The 20,046-nt window shown below is 63.8% G+C and carries 19 protein-coding genes and 1 pseudogene; 15 read left to right on the top strand and 5 right to left on the bottom strand.

Annotation, left to right across the window (positions count from 1 at the left end; all coding sequences use genetic code 11):
* Positions 1 to 38: 38 nt before the first annotated feature.
* From prfA to EV679_RS00520, 4 genes are all read left to right on the top strand, one after another.
* A complete protein-coding gene (prfA, locus tag EV679_RS00535) occupies positions 39 to 1,121 on the top strand; it encodes a peptide chain release factor 1 (RefSeq protein ID WP_068372861.1) in 1,083 nt (360 codons plus the stop codon).
* A complete protein-coding gene (gene prmC, locus EV679_RS00530) occupies positions 1,121 to 1,975 on the top strand; it encodes a peptide chain release factor N(5)-glutamine methyltransferase (RefSeq protein WP_205704129.1) in 855 nt (284 codons plus the stop codon). Before prfA ends, prmC begins: the two co-directional genes overlap by 1 nt.
* A 121-nt stretch (positions 1,976 to 2,096) precedes the next feature.
* Positions 2,097 to 2,423 carry a Grx4 family monothiol glutaredoxin gene (grxD, locus tag EV679_RS00525; RefSeq protein WP_068372854.1) on the top strand — a complete coding sequence of 109 codons (327 nt, stop codon included), beginning with the start codon at positions 2,097 to 2,099 and terminating at the stop codon, positions 2,421 to 2,423.
* Entirely contained in the window at positions 2,420 to 3,004 is a 585-nt protein-coding gene (locus EV679_RS00520) for a UbiX family flavin prenyltransferase (protein ID WP_257740267.1), read from the top strand. The genes grxD and EV679_RS00520 overlap by 4 nt, the downstream gene beginning before the upstream one ends.
* 19 nt (positions 3,005 to 3,023) lie before the next feature.
* Here the strand turns inward: EV679_RS00520 and glpK are convergent, their stop codons facing one another.
* Positions 3,024 to 4,529: a glycerol kinase GlpK gene (gene glpK, locus EV679_RS00515; protein ID WP_130486288.1), complete on the bottom strand. Its 1,506-nt coding sequence runs from the start codon at positions 4,527 to 4,529 to the stop codon at positions 3,024 to 3,026.
* Between the two features lie 57 nt (positions 4,530 to 4,586).
* Positions 4,587 to 6,026: a DHA2 family efflux MFS transporter permease subunit gene (locus EV679_RS00510; RefSeq protein WP_068373005.1), complete on the bottom strand. Its 1,440-nt coding sequence runs from the start codon at positions 6,024 to 6,026 to the stop codon at positions 4,587 to 4,589.
* Between the two features lie 212 nt (positions 6,027 to 6,238).
* Here EV679_RS00510 and EV679_RS00505 point away from each other — a divergent pair, with 212 nt between their 5' ends.
* The 8 genes and pseudogenes from EV679_RS00505 (at position 6,239) to cyoE (ending at position 13,355) form a co-directional block, all read left to right on the top strand.
* Positions 6,239 to 6,433, top strand: a complete 195-nt coding sequence (locus tag EV679_RS00505; RefSeq protein ID WP_068372844.1) for a DUF3460 family protein — start codon at positions 6,239 to 6,241, stop codon at positions 6,431 to 6,433.
* Between the two features lie 13 nt (positions 6,434 to 6,446).
* On the top strand, positions 6,447 to 7,337 hold the full coding sequence (locus EV679_RS00500) for a segregation and condensation protein A (protein ID WP_308219088.1): 891 nt from the start codon (positions 6,447 to 6,449) through the stop codon (positions 7,335 to 7,337).
* Positions 7,338 to 7,517: 180 nt separating this feature from the next.
* A pseudogene (locus EV679_RS17985) lies at positions 7,518 to 7,709 on the top strand (response regulator transcription factor); the annotation flags it as partial.
* 701 nt (positions 7,710 to 8,410) lie between these two features.
* Positions 8,411 to 9,445 carry a ubiquinol oxidase subunit II gene (gene cyoA / locus EV679_RS00490; RefSeq protein ID WP_068372838.1) on the top strand — a complete coding sequence of 345 codons (1,035 nt, stop codon included), beginning with the start codon at positions 8,411 to 8,413 and terminating at the stop codon, positions 9,443 to 9,445.
* Between the two features lie 63 nt (positions 9,446 to 9,508).
* Complete coding sequence (cyoB, locus tag EV679_RS00485; protein WP_068372999.1) at positions 9,509 to 11,485, top strand: cytochrome o ubiquinol oxidase subunit I; 1,977 nt, start codon at positions 9,509 to 9,511, stop codon at positions 11,483 to 11,485.
* A 3-nt stretch (positions 11,486 to 11,488) separates the two neighbouring features.
* Positions 11,489 to 12,124, top strand: coding sequence for a cytochrome o ubiquinol oxidase subunit III (gene cyoC, locus EV679_RS00480; protein ID WP_068372835.1), 636 nt, complete (start codon positions 11,489 to 11,491; stop codon positions 12,122 to 12,124).
* Positions 12,124 to 12,474 (top strand): cytochrome o ubiquinol oxidase subunit IV, encoded by a 351-nt coding sequence (cyoD, locus tag EV679_RS00475; RefSeq protein ID WP_068372834.1) that lies wholly within the window; start codon positions 12,124 to 12,126, stop codon positions 12,472 to 12,474. The genes cyoC and cyoD overlap by 1 nt, the downstream gene beginning before the upstream one ends.
* A gap of 23 nt (positions 12,475 to 12,497) precedes the next feature.
* The gene (cyoE, locus tag EV679_RS00470; protein ID WP_068372831.1) at positions 12,498 to 13,355 is read left to right on the top strand and encodes a heme o synthase; all 858 of its coding nucleotides are present in this window, start codon (positions 12,498 to 12,500) and stop codon (positions 13,353 to 13,355) included.
* A 211-nt stretch (positions 13,356 to 13,566) separates the two neighbouring features.
* Here cyoE and EV679_RS00465 read toward each other — a convergent pair whose 3' ends face one another.
* Positions 13,567 to 14,937 carry an MFS transporter gene (locus EV679_RS00465; protein ID WP_130486286.1) on the bottom strand — a complete coding sequence of 457 codons (1,371 nt, stop codon included), beginning with the start codon at positions 14,935 to 14,937 and terminating at the stop codon, positions 13,567 to 13,569.
* 188 nt (positions 14,938 to 15,125) lie between these two features.
* Positions 15,126 to 15,917: a copper resistance protein NlpE N-terminal domain-containing protein gene (locus EV679_RS00460; protein ID WP_127772932.1), complete on the bottom strand. Its 792-nt coding sequence runs from the start codon at positions 15,915 to 15,917 to the stop codon at positions 15,126 to 15,128.
* A 128-nt stretch (positions 15,918 to 16,045) separates the two neighbouring features.
* Here EV679_RS00460 and EV679_RS00455 point away from each other — a divergent pair, with 128 nt between their 5' ends.
* The 3 genes from EV679_RS00455 (at position 16,046) to zapD (ending at position 18,445) form a co-directional block, all read left to right on the top strand.
* Positions 16,046 to 16,840 carry a prepilin peptidase gene (locus EV679_RS00455; protein WP_130486285.1) on the top strand — a complete coding sequence of 265 codons (795 nt, stop codon included), beginning with the start codon at positions 16,046 to 16,048 and terminating at the stop codon, positions 16,838 to 16,840.
* Positions 16,841 to 16,923: 83 nt separating this feature from the next.
* Positions 16,924 to 17,547, top strand: coding sequence for a dephospho-CoA kinase (gene coaE, locus EV679_RS00450; protein WP_130486734.1), 624 nt, complete (start codon positions 16,924 to 16,926; stop codon positions 17,545 to 17,547).
* A gap of 142 nt (positions 17,548 to 17,689) precedes the next feature.
* Positions 17,690 to 18,445 carry a cell division protein ZapD gene (gene zapD / locus EV679_RS00445; protein WP_165389917.1) on the top strand — a complete coding sequence of 252 codons (756 nt, stop codon included), beginning with the start codon at positions 17,690 to 17,692 and terminating at the stop codon, positions 18,443 to 18,445.
* Positions 18,446 to 18,461: 16 nt separating this feature from the next.
* On the opposite strand, the gene EV679_RS00440 is transcribed toward zapD, so the two are convergent.
* Positions 18,462 to 20,015, bottom strand: a complete 1,554-nt coding sequence (locus EV679_RS00440; RefSeq protein WP_068372808.1) for an efflux transporter outer membrane subunit — start codon at positions 20,013 to 20,015, stop codon at positions 18,462 to 18,464.
* Positions 20,016 to 20,046 lie beyond the last annotated feature (31 nt).

The following is a 20,046-nucleotide window of genomic DNA, read 5'->3' as shown; positions in this document are numbered from 1 at the left end:
CTGCGTATCCGGCCCGATCCCGTTTTTTCCTGGTTTTTATGAAAGCATCCATGCGTGCACGGCTGGAACAATTGTCCCGCCGCCTGACCGAAATCGACGCCTTGCTGGCGCAGCCGGATATTGCCAGTGATCGTGACCAGTTCCGCAAGCTTTCGCAGGAGCGCGCCGAGCTGGAGCCGGTAACGACAGCCTTCAATGCATACGTCGAGGCTGAGCAGGGCCGCCTGTCGGCGCAGGAGCTTTTGTCCGACCCGGAAATGAAGGCCCTGGCCCAGCAGGAAATCCAGGAATGCCGCGAGCGCATGGAAACGCTGGAAGGTGAACTGCAAGTGCTTCTGCTGCCGCGCGACCCGGACGATGGCCGCAGTGTCTACCTGGAAATCCGCGCCGGGACCGGCGGTGACGAAAGCGCCCTGTTTTCAGCCGATCTGCTGCGCATGTACCTGCGCTATGCGGAGTCGCGCGGCTGGCGTACCTCGTTGGTATCCGCCAGCGAGTCCGAACTGGGCGGTTACAAGGAAGTTATCGCCAGGATCGAAGGCGAAGGCGTTTATGGGCGCCTGAAGTTCGAGTCGGGCGCGCATCGGGTGCAGCGCGTGCCGGTGACGGAAACCCAGGGCCGCGTCCATACCTCGGCCTGCACGGTGGCTGTCATGCCGGAAGCCGACGAGGCCGGCGAAATCGTGATCCAGCCGTCTGATCTGCGCATAGATACCTTCCGCGCCAGCGGCGCGGGCGGCCAGCACATCAATAAGACGGATTCCGCCGTGCGCATTACCCACCTGCCGACCGGCCTGGTGGTGGAATGCCAGGACGACCGTTCACAGCACCGCAACCGCGACAAGGCGATGCAGGTGCTGGCCGCGCGCCTGAAAGACAAGGAACAGCGCGAACGCCAGTCCAAGGAAGCCGCGCAGCGCAAAAGCCTGGTGGGCTCGGGGGATCGTTCCGAGCGCATTCGCACCTACAACTTCCCGCAGGGTCGCATGACGGATCACCGCATCAACCTGACCCTCTACAAGCTGTCAGCCATCATGGAAGGGGACCTGGACGAACTCACTGGCGCCTTGTTGGCCGAGCACCAGGCCGAACAGCTGGCGGCGCTGGGCGAGGACCTGTGATGGCAACCAGCCCAGGCGGGCAGGCCGTGCCTGCCGGCGCATGCAGCATTCGCGAGGCCATGGCGGCTTGCGGCCTGCCGCGGCTGGAGAGCCGCATGTTGCTGTCCGAGCTGCTGGGGCGTCCGCATGCCTGGCTGGTGGCGCATGATAGCGACCCGCTGCCCGCCGGGGTGGCCAGCCGTTTCGAGACGCTGGCACGCCGCCGGCGCGAGGGCGAGCCCATGGCCTATCTGCTCGGGATGCGTGAGTTCATGGGGCACGAATTCCACGTGACGCCGGCGGTGCTGATTCCACGGCCGGATACGGAAGTGCTGGTCGAGCAGGGCTTGCGCGAACTGGCACGCCTGGGGCCGGGCGCGCGCGTGCTGGACATGGGGACGGGCAGCGGCGCCATCGCCGTGTCGCTGGCGCTGGCTGCGCCGCAGGCGCATGTGACGGCCAGCGATGCCAGCGCGGAGGCGCTGGCGGTGGCGCGGGAAAATGCCCGACGCCTGGGCGCAACGGTGGAATTTGTGGCGGGCGATTGGTTTGCTGCGTTGCAGCAAGAAGCGCGGTACGATCTGATAGTATCCAACCCGCCTTATGTGGCGGCGGCAGATCCGCATCTGGACCAGGGCGATGTCCGTTACGAGCCGCGCATGGCGCTGACAGACGGGGCCGATGGCCTGGCGGATATCCGCAGCATTGCAGCAGGCGCGCCGGCATGGTTGAATCCGGGCGGAACGCTGTGGCTGGAACATGGTTGGGACCAGGCAGTTGCGGTACGGGAAATACTGTCCGAGGCAGGATTCCGGCAGGTGAATAGCCATGCTGATCTTGCGGGAATAGACCGTATTTCTGGTGGTTACCTATAATTTCCTGTTTTTTTCACGCCGTGCGGTACGAGGCAATGCCGCCCTGGCCTACCACTATGCTGCGTCAAGGCAGATGTACTGCCGGAAGCGTGGCACAGGGGCACTTTTTAGCGAGCCTGATATGAGCGACGTCCAATCTTTTATCCGCGAAACCGTCACGGGTCATCCCGTGGTGCTGTTCATGAAGGGAACCGCGCAATTTCCGCAATGCGGCTTTTCCGGCAAAGCCATCCAGATCCTGAAGGCCTGTGGCGTCAAGAAGCTGGTCACGGTCAATGTCCTGGAAGATGCCGAAGTGCGCCAGGGCATCAAGGAATACTCCAATTGGCCGACGATTCCGCAGCTGTACGTTGCGGGCGAGTTCATCGGCGGCTCCGACATCATGGGCGAAATGCATGCCAGTGGTGAGCTCAAGACGCTGCTCGACGAGGCAGGGGCCACGCAGTGAGCCGCCCGGGGCGCCGCCGCTTGGTCATAGGCATGACGGGCGCGACCGGCGCCCTGTACACCGTGCGCCTGCTGCAAATGCTGCGCGAGGTGCCTGATGTCGAAACCCATCTCGTCATTTCCGCCAGCGGTGTGCTGAACCTCAAGCATGAGTTGGATATCGGGCGCAGCGAGCTGCAGGCCATGGCCGACGTGTCCTACAACATCCGCGACGTCGGCGCGACGCTGGCCAGCGGCGCCTTCGATACGGCCGGCATGATTGTGGCGCCGTGCTCGATGCGGTCGCTGGCAGCGATCGCGCACGGTCTTTCAGATAATCTCATCACACGCGCGGCCGACGTCACGCTCAAGGAGCGCCGCCGGTTGCTGCTGATGGTGCGTGAAACGCCCTTCAATCTGGCGCATCTGCGCAACATGACCGCCGTGACGGAAATGGGCGGCATTGTCTTCCCGCCGTTGCCGGCCTTCTACCACCGCCCGGCTTCCATCGAGGAAATGGTGGATCACACCGTGGCGCGCATGCTGGAAATGTTCGGCATCGACGTCGGCGGCCCGCAATGGCAGGGTTCGCGGGAATCCTGAGCTGACAGGCCGGGCGGCGTCAGCCTGCGTCGGCCTGCCACTGGCGGCTGATGGCAATGGCCTGGCGCCAGCGCTGGAGCTTGGCGAGCCGTTGGTCTGCGCTCCAGCGCGGCTCGAAGCACTTTTCCGCGTGCCAGCGGGCTGCTACCTCTTGTTCATCCTGCCACAGCCCGCAAGCCAGCGCGGCCAGCGCAGCCGCGCCCAGCGCCGTGGATTCCAGTTCGCGCGGCCGCACGACCGGGATGCCCAGGAAATTCGCCTGCATCTGCATCAGCAGGTCGTTGCGCGCCGCGCCGCCATCGACGCGCAATTCCGTCAGCGCGACGCCGCTGTCCAGGTGCATGGCATCGAAGACATCGGCGCTTTGCAGGGCGATGGCTTCCAGTGCCGCCCGGGCAATGTGGGCGCGGGTCGTTGCGCGCGTCAGGCCGACCATGGTGCCGCGCGCGTAGGGGTCCCAGTACGGTGCGCCCAGGCCGGTGAAGGCCGGTACCAGATAGGTGTCGCCACAATCCGCGACGCTGGCGGCTAGCGCCTCGATGTCGCCGGCCTGGCTGAACAGGCCGAGGCCGTCGCGCAGCCACTGCACGGCGGCGCCGGCAACAAACACGCTGCCTTCCAGCATGTGGCTGGTACGGCCATCGGCGAGCGTCCAGCCGACGGTGGAAATCAGCCGTTGCGTCGATAGTCTGGGGGCGGTGCCGACGTTCATCAGCATGAAGCAGCCGGTGCCATAGGTATTCTTGGCCATGCCCGGCTGCAGGCAGGCCTGGCCGAAGGTGGCCGCCTGCTGGTCGCCGGCGATGCCGCCCAGCGGGATGGCGCCGCCAAAATGCTCGGCCCGTGCCTGGCCGGCCAGTGCGCTGCTGGGCAGGATTTCCGGCAACAGGCTGCGCGGAATGTCCAGGCAGGCCAGTAGTTCATCGCTCCAGTCCTGCGTTTGCAGGTCGAACATCATGGTGCGCGATGCATTGCTGGGGTCGGTGCGATGCAGCGCGCCACCGGTCAGTTGCCAGGTCAGCCAGCAGTCGATCGTGCCGAAGGCCAGTTCGCCCCGTTCGGCGGCGGCGCGTGCACCGGGGATATTTTCCAGCATCCATGCCAGCTTGACGCCTGAAAAATAGGCATCTAGCGGCAGGCCGGTGCGCTGGCGCAGGAATGTTTCGTGTCCGTCGGCGCGCAGGCGCTCACAGATGGCGGCCGCGCGGCGGTCCTGCCAGACGATGGCGCGGCTGACTGGGCGGCCGGTAGCGCGTTCCCACAGGACGGTGGTTTCGCGCTGGTTGGTAATGCCGATCGCGGCAATGTCGGCAGCGCTCAGGCTGGCGTTGCGCAAGGCAGTCCTGGCGGTCGCCAGCTGGCTGCGCCAGATTTCCATGGGGTCGTGCTCGACCCACCCCGAATGCGGGTAGAACTGCCGGATTTCCTGTTGCCCCAGGCCGCAGACCCTGCCATCGGCATCGAAGACGATGGCGCGGGAACTGGTCGTGCCCTGGTCCAGGGCGAGGATATGGGAGGCATGCATGGTCGTTCTCCTGGCAGGGCGTCGCGCGAACCCATGCGCTGGCGCGGTGGACGGTGCCTATCCTTTGCGCTTCTCGTTGCGTTTTTCCAGCTGGGCGCCGGCATCGGCGGGCAGGCGGCGGAAAGAGAGCGCGGAGGCGACGCACAACAGGCCGATGGCGATGAATCCGGCCATGATATCGGGCTGCGCCAGGTTCGTGTCGCCGCGCAGGCGCATGGACACGTTGATGGTGGCGGCGGCAACCCCCACGCCCAGGCTGATGCCCAGTTGCTGCGCCATGGCGGCGAAACTGCTGGCGCGGCTCATGTCGGCATGCCCGACTTCGGCATAGGTCAGCGAATTGACGCCGGTGAACTGCAGCGAGCGGAAAAAGCCGCCCAGCAGCAGGATGGCGATCATCACCCAGGACGGCGTGCTGGCGGTGAAGGCCGCGCAGGCCACGATGAACAGGCCGGTCAGCAGGGCATTGACCGACAGCACGCGGCGAAAGCCGTAACGCTTGATGAGTGGCGTGGCCACCAGCTTCATCAGCAGCGCGCCGGCGGCGCCGGCAAAAGTGACCATGCCGGCTTCCATGGCGGTGCGGCCGAAGCCGACCTGCAGCAGCAGGACCAGCAGGAACGGCGAGCCTCCCACCGCAAAGCGGCAGAGGTTGCCTCCGAGCGTCGCGATGCGGAAAGAGGGCAGGCGCATCAGGCGCAGGTCGATGATGGGGTGCGCCGCGTGCCGGGCGTGCAGCATGTAGAGCAGGCCGCAGGCCACGCCCACGCCGACCAGCAGCAGGAGCTGGAGCGGGCTCAGGCTGCCGTGGCCCAGCGCATCAAAGGCGCTGACCAGCGAAGCCAGGCAGATGGCGCTCAGCAGGAAACCGGGCAGGTCCAGTGGCGTGCGGTCCAGTGTGCCGGATTCGCGGATGAAATGATGCACCAGCACCAGGCCCAGAATGCCGATGGGAATGTTGATCAGGAAAATCCAGTGCCAGGACGCGTAGGTGACCAGCATGCCCCCCAGCAGCGGGCCGATGACCGGGCCGATGAGCGCTGGCATGGAAAGCAGCGACATTGCATTCACCAGGCGCGATTTGGGTACCGTACGCAGCAGGATGACCCGGCCCACGGGCACCATCATGGCGCCCGCCAGCCCCTGGAAGGCGCGCGCGGTAATCAGCCATGACATCGTCGGAGCGAGTGCACAGGCGGTGGAGCTGAGCGTGAACAGCAGGATGGCGCTCTGGAAGACGCGCTTGGCGCCGAAGCGGTCGGCCGCCCAGCCGCTGATGGGCACGAACACGGCCACGGTCAGCAGATAGGTGGTGATGAGGATGTTCATCCGCACCGCCGTGGTGTCGAAGGCCTTGGCCATGGCCGGCAAGGCGATCGCGACGACGGTGGCGTCCAGCATCTGCATGAAAAGCGCGCACCCCACGATATAGGGGATCATCCTGGCTTGCAGGCTGTCCGGGCTGCGAGAGAGGCGTTCTGGGTCTGATGGCGGCATGGACGACATTGTAAGGGGGCAGTATTGGGAAGTGTGGTGGCGATTGGTAGAATCAGGGGATAGGGAAATATTGCCGCTTCAGCGGGCAGGCAGCAGGGTTTCCCGCCGCGTCGATGGTCGCGCGGCGCCTGCCTGGATGCCTTGGGGTATTCTGGCAGGCTGCATGGCTATGTTTGCCGATTTTTCTTGAATTGCCCGAAGCTGGAACCTCTATGAGCAAGCCAACCTGTTACGAGTCTGAAATCACCCAGTTCCTCCACCAATACCGCGACAAGCATCCGGGCGTGGAAGAGCGTCAGCTGGAAGGCCGTGCCCGCCTGTGGGACAAGCCCCAGGACCTGGAGTTGCAGGAGCGCCTGCGTGCGGCCCGCGTTCCCCAGCGTCCGTACGTTTACCAGAACGACTGACCTGGCGATGTCGATGGCGGAGCCGCAAGAGCTCGATGCGCTGATGAATCCATCGCAGGATTCCACGCCCGAGGTCGTCGATCACGTGGCGCTGGCCCGGCTCTACGGTGAACCGCTGTTTGCCATTCCCCAGGACCTCTATATTCCGCCGGAAGCCCTGGAAGTGTTCCTGGAAGCTTTCGAAGGGCCGCTGGATCTGCTGCTGTACCTGATACGCAAGCAGAATTTCAACGTGCTGGACATTCCGATGGCGGAAGTCACGCGCCAGTATCTGTCTTATATCGAGCAGATACGGGCGCAGAATCTGGAACTGGCGGCCGAGTACCTGCTCATGGCCGCCATGCTGATCGAAATCAAGTCGCGCATGCTGCTGCCGGTGCGCAAGGCGGATACCGACGAAGAAGTCGAGGACCCCCGGGCCGAACTGGTGCGCAGGCTGCTGGAGTACGAGCGCATGAAGCTGGCCGCGCGCGAACTGACCGAACTGCCGGTGCTGGGGCGGGATTTCCAGCGCGCCCAGGCCTGGCCCGACATCAGCGTGACCCGGGCCTTGCCGGATGTCAGTGTCGAAGACCTGCGTGCCGCCTGGGCCGATATCCTCAAGCGCGCGCAGCTCAATGCCAGTCACCAGATCACGCGCGAGCAGCTGTCGGTGCGCGAGCACATGACGCATATCCTGCGGCGCCTGGGCGACGTCCGTTTCATGGAGTTCACGGCGCTATTTGTCGAACGTATCGAAATGGGCGAGCCGGCTGCCGTCATCGTCGTGCACTTTCTTGCCATGCTGGAGCTGGCGCGGGAATCGCTGCTGGAAATCACCCAGGCGGAACCCTACGCGCCCATTTACGTCAGGCTGACCTACGCGCCCGCCCAGGCGGATGCCGAACTGCAGGACGGCTACTGAACGCACGTCGAGCCTGTCGGCGCTGTCATTCCTGCCAGCTAGCGTTGCCTGGCGTCTCCCCATGATGCGCCCGGCGGCGGCATTTGCGCTGCCGCATGGGGGGAATCCGTCCTGTCAGAACTGACAGTTCCCGGGGGCAGTGGGGCGGTACAGAATGAAGCCTCTTTCAGGGAGGCAGGCATGGCGGCGTGGGACGGCAGGGAAATGGAAGGCAATGCACTGACGGCGCGCGAGCGTCAGGTGCTGGAGTACATTGCCATGGGACGTTCCAACAAAGTCGTGGCGATAGACCTGGGTATTTCCATGCGTACCGTGGAAAAGCACCGGGCCCGCATCTTCAGCAAGCTGGGTGTGCGCAATGCCGTGGAACTCGTGCACAGCTGGTATGGCGTGCAGCCGTTGTCTCGCCCGGGGGCAGGTGCAGGCACGGTCTTGATGCTGGCCGAGCCGGATGCCGCATCGTCATGCCTGCGGCTTTCGAACCCGATGGCCAGCTACGGCCAGGCCGGCGCATCGTGGCGCCCGTCATTTTATCCACAGGCTTATCCACAATTGGCGGCGCCGGATGACCGGGCGGCGCAAGCATGTTGCTGCCGCCTGTGCGGCAGCGTGCTGCCCGCCTATGGGCCCGCGGCCGCCGGGTTGCCGTCCTTGGCGCCCCGGTTTGCCGCGAAGGGGCAGACCGGTGTTTAACCCAGGGTGGCTGACAGTAAAGAAAAAACCACAATTTAAGTAGGGGATAACGTCGAAAACCATTGCAGAGGTACAGTTACCTTCGATTTGTTGCTATGATGCGGGCGCCGCGAAGGTGACGCGGTGCGTTTGCTATTGCCGATCGCAAGCGTTGTCGCCATCGCCGGTTTTGCTCCATCGCCACTTTTGAAGCGCCTGCCCTGAAAGCGTTTTCCGCCTTGGCTTGCGGCATCACGCTGTAAGCAGTCCAGGGGCCGGATAGGGTCTATGTTGGACTTCGTTTGTGGTGGCCACAGTTTCCATATAGGTCGAGTGATGCAACGAAAGGGGCCTGCCGTCAGGGTTGTGAAATGAAACAGAGACTATTAGGTATTTTCTCAGTGGCGTTAGCTGCTGTCGTGCTTGCTGCCTGCAGCGAAGCCGTGGTGCTGAACTCCAAGGGTGAAATCGGACAGCAGCAGGTCGCCCTGATTTACCAGGCTTTTGGCTTGATGCTGATTGCGGTCATCCCCGCCTTGGTGCTGACCGTACTGTTCGCCTGGAAGTATCGCGCTTCCAACAAGAACGCCAAGTACCGTCCCAAGTGGTCGCACTCGACCGCGATCGAAGTGGTGGTCTGGGGCATCCCCTGTCTGATCATCGCTTTCCTGGCCTACGTTACTTACATCACTTCCCACAAGCTCGACCCGTATCGTCCGATCGAGTCCGACAAGCCGACGCTGCCCATCCAGGTCGTGTCGCTGGACTGGAAGTGGATGTTCATCTACCCCGAGCAGAACATTGCCACGATCAACGAGATTGCCATCCCGGTTGATCGTCCCGTGCGCTTCGACATCACGTCGGCCACGGCAATGAACGCCTTCAACATTCCGCAGCTCGGCGGCATGGTCTATGCAATGGCTGGCATGCAGACGCAGCTGCACCTGATCGCCAACGAAGCCGGTACCTATTTCGGCCAGTCGACGAACTACAGTGGTGCGGGCTTCTCCGGCATGCGCTTCCAGACCTACGCCGTGTCCGACGCCGAGTTCGACCAGTGGGTCAACAAGGTGCGCCAGTCGCCCGCCGTGCTGAATGACGCCAGCTATGACAAGCTGATGGTCAAGAGCCGCAACAACGCTCCCGAGTATTTCGGTTCCGTCCAGCCCGGCCTGTTCCAGCAGATCCTCGACACCTACATGGGTGGCCGCATGGATCCTGACCTGGTCGAGAAGGCCAAGACGGAAGGAACCAGCCAGCGCCAGCATCATCACCAACCGCGTCAGGACGAGCCGGCTCCCGCTGCTGTGGAGCATGCCGCCGACGCCGGTGAACATGGCGCTGCGGAACAGCCCGCCGCTGGTCAGGGCGAGAATGCCGCCGTCGAAGGCGCGCAGCATGATGGCCAGGCGCATGGCGCCGCCGTCCAGCACTAGTAGGGTAGCGAGGACTCAGCAATGCTAGAAAATATCTCTCCGAATGCGATCCCCACCGATCCTATTTTCGGAAAACTTACGCTCAACGCCATTCCGCATGATCCCATCGCACTGTCGGCAGCCGCCGGCGCCGCGGCGGGTGTCGTTGCCCTGGTGCTTCTGGTGACCTTCCTGGGTCGCTGGAAGTGGCTGTGGAAGGAATGGTTCACCTCTGTCGATCACAAGAAGATCGGCATCATGTACATCCTGGTCGCACTGGTGATGTTGATTCGCGGTTTCGCGGACGCCATCATGATGCGCAGCCAGCTCGCTGTCGCCACCGGTGGCAACGAAGGCTACCTGCATCCCGAGCACTACGACCAGATCTTTACCGCGCACGGCGTGATCATGATCTTCTTCATGGCCATGCCTTTCATGACCGGCCTGATGAACATCATCGTGCCGCTGCAGATCGGTGCGCGCGACGTGGCCTTCCCGCTGTTGAACTCGCTCAGCTTCTGGCTGTTCGTGGTCGGCGTGGCGCTGGTCAACGTGTCCCTGGGTATCGGTGAATTCGCCACGACGGGCTGGCTGGCTTACCCGCCGCTGTCGGGGATCGAGATGAGTCCGGGGGTCGGGGTTGACTACTATATCTGGAGTCTACAGATATCAGGCCTGGGTACCTTGCTGACAGGGGTGAACTTCATCGTCACCATCCTGAAGATGCGCGCGCCCGGCATGGACATGATGAAGATGCCGGTGTTCACCTGGACCGTCCTGTGCTCCAGCATTCTGATCGTCGCTGCCTTCCCGGTTCTGACCGCCACCCTGGCCATGCTGTCCCTGGACCGCTACCTGGGCATGCACTTCTTCACGAATGACATGGGCGGCAACCCCATGATGTACGTGAACCTGATCTGGATCTGGGGTCACCCCGAGGTCTATATCCTGGTGCTGCCTGCCTTCGGTATCTTCTCCGAAGTGGTGTCCACGTTCTCCGGCAAGCGCCTGTTCGGCTACAAGTCGATGGTCTACGCCACGATGGCAATTGCCTTCCTGTCGTTCATCGTCTGGGTCCACCACTTCTTCACCATGGGTGCGGGGGCCAACGTCAACGCGTTCTTCGGCATCATGACGATGCTGATATCAATCCCGACAGGGGTGAAGATCTTCAACTGGGTCTTCACCATGTACGGCGGCCGTATCCGGTTCTCGGTGCCCATCATGTGGACGCTGGGCTTCCTGATCACCTTCGCCATCGGCGGTATGACCGGCGTGCTGATGTCCGTGCCCGCAGCCGACTTCGTGGTGCACAACAGTCTGTTCCTGATCGCCCACTTCCACAACACCATCATCGGTGGCGTGGTGTTCGGCTACATCGCAGGTTTCGCCTACTGGTTCCCGAAGGCAACCGGCTTCAAGCTCAACGAGTTCTGGGGCAAGGGCGCATTCTGGGGTTGGCTGATCGGCTTCTACGTGGCCTTCATGCCGCTGTACATCCTGGGCTTCATGGGCATGACGCGCCGCATGAACACGACCAACTACGAGCCGTGGGTGCCCTTCCTGTGGGTGGCATTCGCCGGTGCAGGTATCGTGCTGCTGGGTATCGCGTGCCAGTTCATCCAGGTCATCGTCAGTGTCTTCCAGCGCAAGAAGCTGGCCGACGTGAGCGGCGATCCTTGGGATGGCCGTACCCTGGAATGGGCGACTTCCTCGCCGCCGCCGTTCTACAACTTCGCCGTGCTGCCGTACGTCGATGATCTGGAACCCGTGGTCAAGGCCAAGGAAGAAGGTACCTTCCGTCAACGTCCTGCCAAGTACGAAGATATCCACATGCCGCGCAATACCGGCGTGGGCCTGATCATCAGCCTGTTCCTGCTGGCGATGGGTTTTGGCCTGGTGTGGCATATCTGGTGGATGGCCATCGTCGGCTTTGTCGGCGGCATCGTCACCTTCATCGTGCGTTCCTATGATGACGACATCGACTACTGGGTCCCTGCGGCCGAGGTCGAGCGCATCGAGAACGAGTACTATCAACGACTGAAACAGCAGGCGGCCTAAGTCATGTCTACTGATGTCCTGAAAAACAACGCGGCGCATGGCGGTCATGACGACCATGCGCACCACGACAGTGGCGAGAACACGGTACTCGGGTTCTGGATTTACCTGATGACCGACTTGATCATCTTCGGGTGCCTGTTCGCCGTTTACGCAGTGCTGGGCCGCAGCTTTGCTGATGGCCCCACCAGCAAGGAAATCTTCAGCGGCAACCTGAACCTGATCCTGCTGAATACGGCATTCCTGCTGGTCAGCAGCCTGAGCTCGGGCCTGGCCATGCTGGCCCGCCACAAAGGCGGCCCGAAGGCTGCAAACGCCGTGGTGTTCTGGCTGTTTGTCACCTTCCTGCTGGGCGCAGGCTTCGTGGCGATCGAACTCTATGAGTTCAATCACCTGATCTCGGAAGGCTACGGTCCGGACCGCAGCGCGTTCCTGTCGGCGTTCTTCACGCTGGTCGGCACGCACGGTCTGCACGTGAGCATCGGCCTGCTCTGGATCCTGGTTCTGATGCACCAGGTCAAGACCAAGGGTGTGACGGCGACGAACTACACCCGCCTGAGCTGCTTCAGCCTGTTCTGGCACTTCCTGGACATCGTCTGGGTCTGCGTCTTTACCTTTGTCTACCTGTTTGGAGTGCTCTGATGGCTCACGACAATCATGTCGATTCCTTCGGCGCCAGCCATGGCAATACCAAGTCGTATGTGCTCGGTTTCCTGCTGTCCGTCATCTTCACCGCCATTCCGTTCTGGCTGGTGATGGAGCGCGTGGCAGGCAATCACATCCTGGGTAACGGCGCACTGATCGCCGTTCTGGGCGTGTGCGCTATTCTGCAGGTGCTGGTTCAGGTGGTTTTCTTCCTGCACCTGAGCACTTCTTCCGGGCAGCTCTGGAACTCGATGGCCTTCATCTACACGGTCATCACGCTATTCATCGTCGTTGTTGGCTCCATCTGGATCATGATCCACGTGCATGACAACATGATGGTGTATTAAGCGGGCTGATTCGAAGTCGTGTAATGCTTAAGGACTACCTGCAGGTCACGAAGCCCGGGATCATCTACGGCAATCTGGTTTCTGTCGCTGGCGGTTTCCTGCTGGCCTCGCAGGGAAAGGTGGACTGGGCTTTGTTCCTGTCCACCTTGGTGGGCGTCGCACTGGTCATTGCATCAGGCTGCGTGTTCAACAATTACATAGACCAGGACATAGATGCCAGGATGACGCGCACGCGTAACCGGGCATTTGTGGTGGGGCGGATTTCCGGCCCCGCCGGCCTGGCTTATGGCACGGTTCTCGGCGTGGCCGGTCTGGCAGTGCTGTATTGCCTGACAAACATCCTGGCTTTCATCTTTGCCCTGGTGGGTTTCGTGGTGTACGTGGGCGTCTATAGCCTCTGTACCAAGCGGCGCTGGTCGTCGTCCACCATCTTCGGCAGTTTTTCCGGCGCTGCGCCGCCGGTCATTGGCTACCTGGCTGTCCGTGGCCAGCTGGATGCTGGCGCCTGGCTGCTGCTGCTCATCTTCTGCCTCTGGCAGGTACCGCACTCCTACGCCATCGGTATCTTCCGCCATGCGGATTACCGTATTGCCGGCGTGCCGGTGCTGCCCGTCAAGCTGGGCGTGGATGCCGCCAGACGGCACATTGTCGGTTTCGTCATCCTGTTCCTGCTGTCCGTGTTCACGCTGCCGCTGGCAGGCTACGTGGGCTGGATTTATACCGTGGCAGTGGGCGGCATGTCGTTCTACTGGCTATGGGTCAGCCTGCAGGGCTGGCGTACCAAGGACATCAATGCCTGGGCGCGCCGTGTGTTCTGGATATCCATCATCATTGTCGTCGTGCTGTGCGTGGCGCTGGCGGTGGATTACCAGCCGCTGTAGGCCAAGATAGCGCCTGCCGTGTGCTACCGGAGGGTGATGGCGTGCTCATCCCTTCGATTTCCCCATGGCAGAATTGCGCCGGGTACGTCCGTACCCGCAGCAGGATACAAAAAACGCTGCGAACCACAAGGTTCGCAGCGTTTTTTCATTCAACTCTTCAGGGAGCCGAGCGGACACCGGGAAATTCCTGGCGTCCAGCTGATTCGTCAGTTTATTCCCCGGCAAGTTCACCCAGGGCGGCGCTGGCCTCGGTACGCTGGAACTGGCCGCGCTCGGTCTTGAGATATGCCACGCTTTCACCGGGCGCCAGCATGACTTCGCGCACACCGGCGACGGCCTGCAGCCTGGCCTGCAAGGCCGGGATGTCTGTCTCAGCCAGCGGGCGGCTCAGGCGCAGCGTGGCGGCGGAAACGCGTGGCGGCTCCTTCATCCCCAGCATCAGCAGCCACCACAGCACACCCAGCCCCGCCGTCATGAGGAAGATGGCCTCCAGGCCATAACTTTGAGCCAGCCGGCCGCCCAGCATGGCGCCCAGCGAGGTGCCCAGGAACTGGCAGGTCGAATAGGCGCCCATGGCCGTGCCCTTGGTGCCTGCGGGTGCCAGCTTGCTCAGCAGCGAGGGCAGCATGGCCTCCAGCAGGTTGAAGCCGATGAAGAAGCTCCAGAGCAGCGCGATGACGCCGTAATGGCTGCGGAACTGCCCCATGGCGGCGGTGCTCAGCGTAGTCAGGGCGATGGCCAGCAAGAGGATGGCGCGCACCTTATTGCGCCGTTCGGCCAGCGTCATCAGCGGAATGAGCGCCAGGACGGACAGGGTGATGACCAGCAGGTAGATCCAGCCGTGACGGGCAGCGGGCGTGCCGCTTTGCTCCAGCAGGGTGGGTACGCCCATGAACACGGCCATCAGGGTGAAGTGCAGGACGAATACCGACAGGTTCAGGCGCAGCAGGTCGGGACGCGCCAGCGTGCTGCCCAGCATACCGAAATCCATGGAAACGTCGCGGTGGCGCACGGCCTGCGGCGCATCCGGGACGATGCGCCACAAGGCCAGCAGGCTCAGCAGGGCCAGCGCCGCCGTGAACCAGAATACGCCAGACAGGCCGTGGCTGGCGGCAATGATGGGGGATACCGTCATGGCCACGCCGAAGGAAAGTGCGACGGACAGGCCGACCAGGGCCATGGCGGGGGTACGTACGGATTCTCGGGTCAGGTCAGCCAGCAGCGCCAGGATCACCCCGGACACCGCGCCTGCGCCTTGTAGCGCGCGTCCAAGGATCAGGCCGGTCATGGTTTCCGCCTGCGCGGCGATCACACTGCCTGCCAGGAACAGGACCAGCCCGATGGCAATCATGAACTTGCGGCCGTAGCGGTCGGACAGCAGTCCGAAAGGAATTTGCAGTACCGCCTGGGTAATGCCGTAGACGCCCAGGGCGATGCCTATCAGTGCCGGCGTGGCGCCGGGCAGGTCGCCGGCGTAGAGGCTCAGGACGGGCAGGGCGAGGAAAAGCCCAAGCATGCGGATGGCGAACATACCTGAGAGGCCGGCAAGTGCGCGTTTTTCCGTGGCGAGCAAGGTGAACATGAAACCGTGTGGATAAGGCTGGGTGGGGACTGGCGCACATCGCCAGCGCGGCAGGCTGGCTGGTAACGGGCGACGTGCGTGGTCGGGGGAAACAGCGGGGAAAGGCGTGGCGCAAGCGGCTCAGGAGGACAGCCCGGGCGGGTAGGCCCGGGCAGTTGCAGTACCGAAGCAGCCGTTTTCCGTGTTGCTCAGGGTGCTACGTGGCAGTTCGGGGCGGCCTGGCCCAATTCACTGATCGGGTCGATTTCGGGCTGACGCGACAGACGATAGGTCAGGCGGCTGCCTTGTTCATGCAACTGCCGCAAAATCAGGGCATTGCCGTGGCTGAAACTGAAGCTGGCGATGGATTGGGTGCGGTCGGTGTTGTAGAGCGTGATGCGTTCACGGTTATCGCCGGAGACGCGCCAGCAGCCCTGGTCAGTGAAGCTGTCAGGCGGATTGGATGGCGGGTCGATGGTAATCGTGCGGCTGCGCCAGCGGCCATTGGGCGACAGGGTTAGCGTGACGCGCTGTGCGCGGCAGGATTCGTCGCCAGTAAAGCAAGGCACGGTACCGAGGTAGGTTTGCGTGTCGCGCAGCCAGGGCGAGCCTTCGTAGGCCGGTTCGGGCAGCACTGCCGGGCCGTCGCCGCTGGCGGCGCGTACATCGGGGGGGGCTTCGGTGTCAGGTACCTGCGCCTGGGCGACCACTTCCGCCTCGGCTGCATTGGTGTTCTTGCGCGCATTGTTGCGGTCTGGCAGCGAAATCTGCAGCTGGCTGGGCGCCCGCACGGCTTCGCGGCCCCGGAAATCCTGATACTGGTTGCGCGCATCGGTCGCGCTGTTTTCAGCCTGGGAGGAATAGGCGCCGTCGGGGCTGCTGGCGCATGCCGACAACAGCAAGGCAGCGCCAAGCAGGGTGGCAAGCGGCGTCAGGGCCCGGCGGGCGGGCCGAGGGGGCAGGGGCGAGGTTCGCATGGTAGGCAGTAGTGGAAAGCTCAAGGTCTGACTGCTGGCTCCTGCTTGCCGGAGGATAGCGCCTGGCGCGTGCCGCAAGGGCAAAACAGGAAGGTCTCAAGTGACAATTCTACGCATTCGGCAGCGGGGATGCACTGTTATCATCCCAAACCATGTGGGAAACCTGGAATCTACCTGTTTGGGCCGCATGGCTGCTGCCTTTGGCGGCGGGGCTGGCCATTGCGCCGCTGCTGATGCGGCTGGCCGTCTGGCTGCCATGGCGCATGCAGTGCGAATGGGCCTGGATGGCGCAGGACTGGCTGAGCGAGCAAGCCGCGCAGGACACCCGGGAAGAAAACATGCCCCAGGCCTGCCCAGGCGTGACGGACGATACGGAGGCGCGGCAGATGCCGCCGCTGGCTGCCGTGCCGCTGCCGTCACGCGCCGTCTGCAGGCTGCTGTGGCTTGCTGCCGTGGCGCTGGCGGGTCTTTGCGCCTGGCGTTTCGGCCTGACATGGGGCGGCTTGGCGGTACTGGCCTGCTGCTGGGTCCTGCTGCTGCTCGCCGTCATAGATGCCCGAGAGATGCTGCTGCCTGATAGCCTGACCCTGCCCTTGCTGTGGGCCGGGCTGCTGTTCAATCTGGCATCGGCTTGGGTGCCATTGCCGCAGGTGGTGCTGGGCGCCGTGGCAGGCTACCTGTGCCTGTGGCTGCTGTTTCACGGCTTTCGCCTGGCCACCGGCCGGGAAGGCATGGGCCATGGCGACTTCAAACTGCTGGCGGCCCTGGGCGCCTGGGTGGGGTTGGCGGCATTGCCGCAGCTCATCCTGATCGCTGCGGTATCCGGCCTGGCATATGGCCTGTGGCTGGTGGCCGTGCGGCGCGCCGGCATGCGTACGGCGCAGCCCTTCGGCATTCACCTGGCCTGGGCGGGCGTGGCAGTCATGTTGTGGATGGGAGCACCATGAATCGCGATGATCAATCCGCCGGACGGAACGGCAACCAGGCGGGGGCCGCACGAGTATGGGCGCCGTCGCAGGCCGGGTCGGGCATCCTGACGCTGGGGCTGACCGGCGGTATTGGCTCGGGCAAAAGCCGGGTGGCATCCTGGTTGGCCCAATGGGGCGCCGGGGTGGTGGATACCGATGCGGTCGCGCATGAATTGACGGCGGCTGGCGGGGCGGCCATGCCCTTGCTGCGCTCGGTCTTCGGCGCGGCGGTGGAACGCCCCGATGGGGCAATGGACCGCGACTGGATGCGAGCGCGGGTGTTCGCGGACCCCGGCGTGCGGCGCGAACTCGAGGCCATCCTGCACCCCTTGATCCGGGCGGAAACACAACGACAGTTGGCGCTGGCCCAGGGGCCTTACCGGGTGGCGGTGGTGCCGTTGCTGGTGGAGTCGGGCGATTGGCGCGAGCGCGTGGACCGCATCTGCGTCGTGGATTGCGACCCGGATACCCAGGTCGCGCGAGTGCAGTCGCGCAGCGGGCTGACGGCCGAAACCATCAGGCGTATCATGGATGCGCAGGCTTCGCGGGCAGAGCGCCTGGCGGCAGCGCACGACGTCATCGTGAACGATGGTGCAACCTCCGAGGCCGAACTGCTGCAACGCGTGCGCCTGGCGCACGCGCAATGGGCCGCCGGAACGCCATTGGGCGGCCCGTCAGCCGGATAGTCCGGCCAGGCACATCTTCTGGTAGAAAATCCCGCTTTTTGGGACGAGTTTCCGAAGATAGCGCGCGTTGGCTTATGCTTAGGGCTGCAAGGGTTGAACCATGCCGGCGCCGCCGGCACGAACAACAGGGGTGTCGAGGCGAGTGACTTTATACGAATACCCATTCAATGAACGCATCCGCGCGTTTTTGCGGCTGGAGTCCCTGTTCGACCGTCTGTTCTATTTTGCCCAGCCAGGTGATTCACGGATGCACCAGCAGGCCATGGGCGCGCTGTTCGAACTGATCGAAGCGACCGAGCGCACCGACCTGAAGGGCGGCCTGTTGCAGGATATCGAACGCCAGCGCCAGGCGCTGATGAACCTGCGCGAACATCCCGATGTGGAACCCGAGGTGCTGGATGACACCCTGGCCGCGCTGGAGCGCGTGGCAGGGCAGTTGTTCCGCCAGCCTCGCGCCAGCCAGCTGCTGCGTGAAAACGAATGGCTGGCCAGCCTGCGCGGCCGCATGGCCGTGCTGGGGGGCACGACTCATGTCGATATGCCGTCCTATCATGCCTGGCAATCCAAGGATGAAGCGGCGCGTTGCGACGACCTGCAGCAGTGGATTGCGCCGTTTTCTGTTATGCGCGAAGCCCTGGACCTGCTTCTCGACCTGCTGCGCCGGGGGGGGGAAATCCAGCGCGAAGTGGCGCATGCGGGTGCCTACCGCCAGATGCTGCACGGCAAGGCTGGCCATCTCCTGCGCATCTGGGTGGACAGCAGCGATGGCACGTTCCCGGATATCAGTGCCAATAAACACATGATCTGGGTGCGCTTTTCCACACAGGAAGGGCGCCTGCGGCCGCAGCAGTTGCAGCGCGACGTGGATTTCGAACTGGCGCTGTGCCAGGGGGTATGAGCCAGTTTGCGCCGGACTAGGCGCCTGTATCAGTCCGGGACGGCAGCGTGGCGGTTGACGCGGCCGGGGCATCGGCGCCTTGCTGGTCTGCAGGCGCGCTGTCTTTCGTCGCTGCCGGGGTATCCGCCAGTGCCGCATCCGACCAGCCTCCACCCAGTGCGGCGATCAATTGCACACTGGCAGCCAGTTGCTCGCCCTGCAGCGCAAACAGCGTGTTGCGTGCATTCAATTCCGTGGTTTGAGCGGTCGTGACTTCCAGGTAGGTGACGATGCCCGCCTGGTAGCGGTTCATGACCAGCCTGAGGTTTTCCTCGGCCAGCGCCACGACTTTCTCTTGCCTTTCGATTTCCTGCGCACGGGTGCGCAGGGCGGCAAGGGCGTCTTCGGTTTCTCGCAGGGCCTCAAGCACCGTCTGGCGGTAGCGCGCCACCTGTTCATCGTAGGCTGCTTCGGCGTGTTCCAGCGTGGCCTGGCGGGCGCCGCCGTCGAAGATCGTCAGGGCCAGCGCCGGGCCTAGCGACCAGACGCGGCTGGGGGCCGTCAGCCAGTGATTCAGGCTGTTGTGCTGGAAGCCGCCCGAGGTATTCAAGGTGAGGTCGGGGAACCAGGCGCTGGCCGCCACGCCGATACGGGCATTGGCGGCGGCCATGTTGCGTTCGGCCATGGCGATATCCGGGCGACGTTCCAGAAGGCTGGCTGGCAGCGCCTGCGGCAGTGGCGGCAGGGCCGGCAGGGTTTGCTGTTCCGCCAGTTGCAATGCCGAAGGCGCAGCACCGGCCAGCACGGCGATGGCATGTTCGTTCTGGGCGCGTTGCCAGGCAATGTTGTAGCGCTGCGCGCGTACCTGTTCCAGCTGGGTTTCCGCCAGTACGACGTCGGCGCGGGCACTGATGCCGGCTTCATATTGGTTGCGGGTCAGTTCGGCAGCGCGGATATAGGCCTGCTCGGTGGCTGCCAGCAACTCGGCCTGGCGGTCCAAGGTGATCAGGCGGAAATAGGCCTGGGCAAGATTCGATTGCAGGCCCAGGCGCACGGCGGCGACATCGGCCGCGCTGGCTTGCGCGGCCGCCTGGGCGGCTTCCGTGTCGCGCTGGACACGGCCCCAGATGTCGGGCAGCCAGGAAATGTTCAGACCGGTGCTGTAGTTGTTGGTGCCCCCGGTCGAGCGCGTGTAACCGGCGTTGGCGCCTGCCGTCGGCATACCGGCAGCCCGGGCGCGGCCGATCAGTGCTTCGGCCTGGCGCAACCTGGCCTCTGCCTGCAGCAGGTTCTGGTTGTGCCCATCTATGCGTGTCAGCAGTTCCGTCAGGACCGGGTCCTGGTAGCGTTGCCACCAGGCTGTGTCGGTCAGTGCCTGCCCAGGCGTGGCCGTGCGCCAGCCGTCCATCTGGCGGAAGCTGGCCGGCATGTCTTCGAGCGCGGCCGGGCGCTGGTAGTCGGGGCCGCTGGCACAACCGGCCAAGACCAGCAGTGCCGTCAGCATGGGCGCCCAGGCCTTGCTGCGGCGGGCAGCAGGCAGGGCGGCGTGGGGCAGGGCATGGAAACCGTGGGCGCAGGAGCGTTGAGGCATAGGATGGCTAGGAAAGCGGGTGCAGGATAGG

The sequence above is a fragment of the Kerstersia gyiorum genome, assembly GCF_004216755.1.
GTDB lineage: Bacteria > Pseudomonadota > Gammaproteobacteria > Burkholderiales > Burkholderiaceae_B > Kerstersia > Kerstersia gyiorum.
This window is presented reverse-complemented; position numbering and strand designations above follow the sequence as displayed.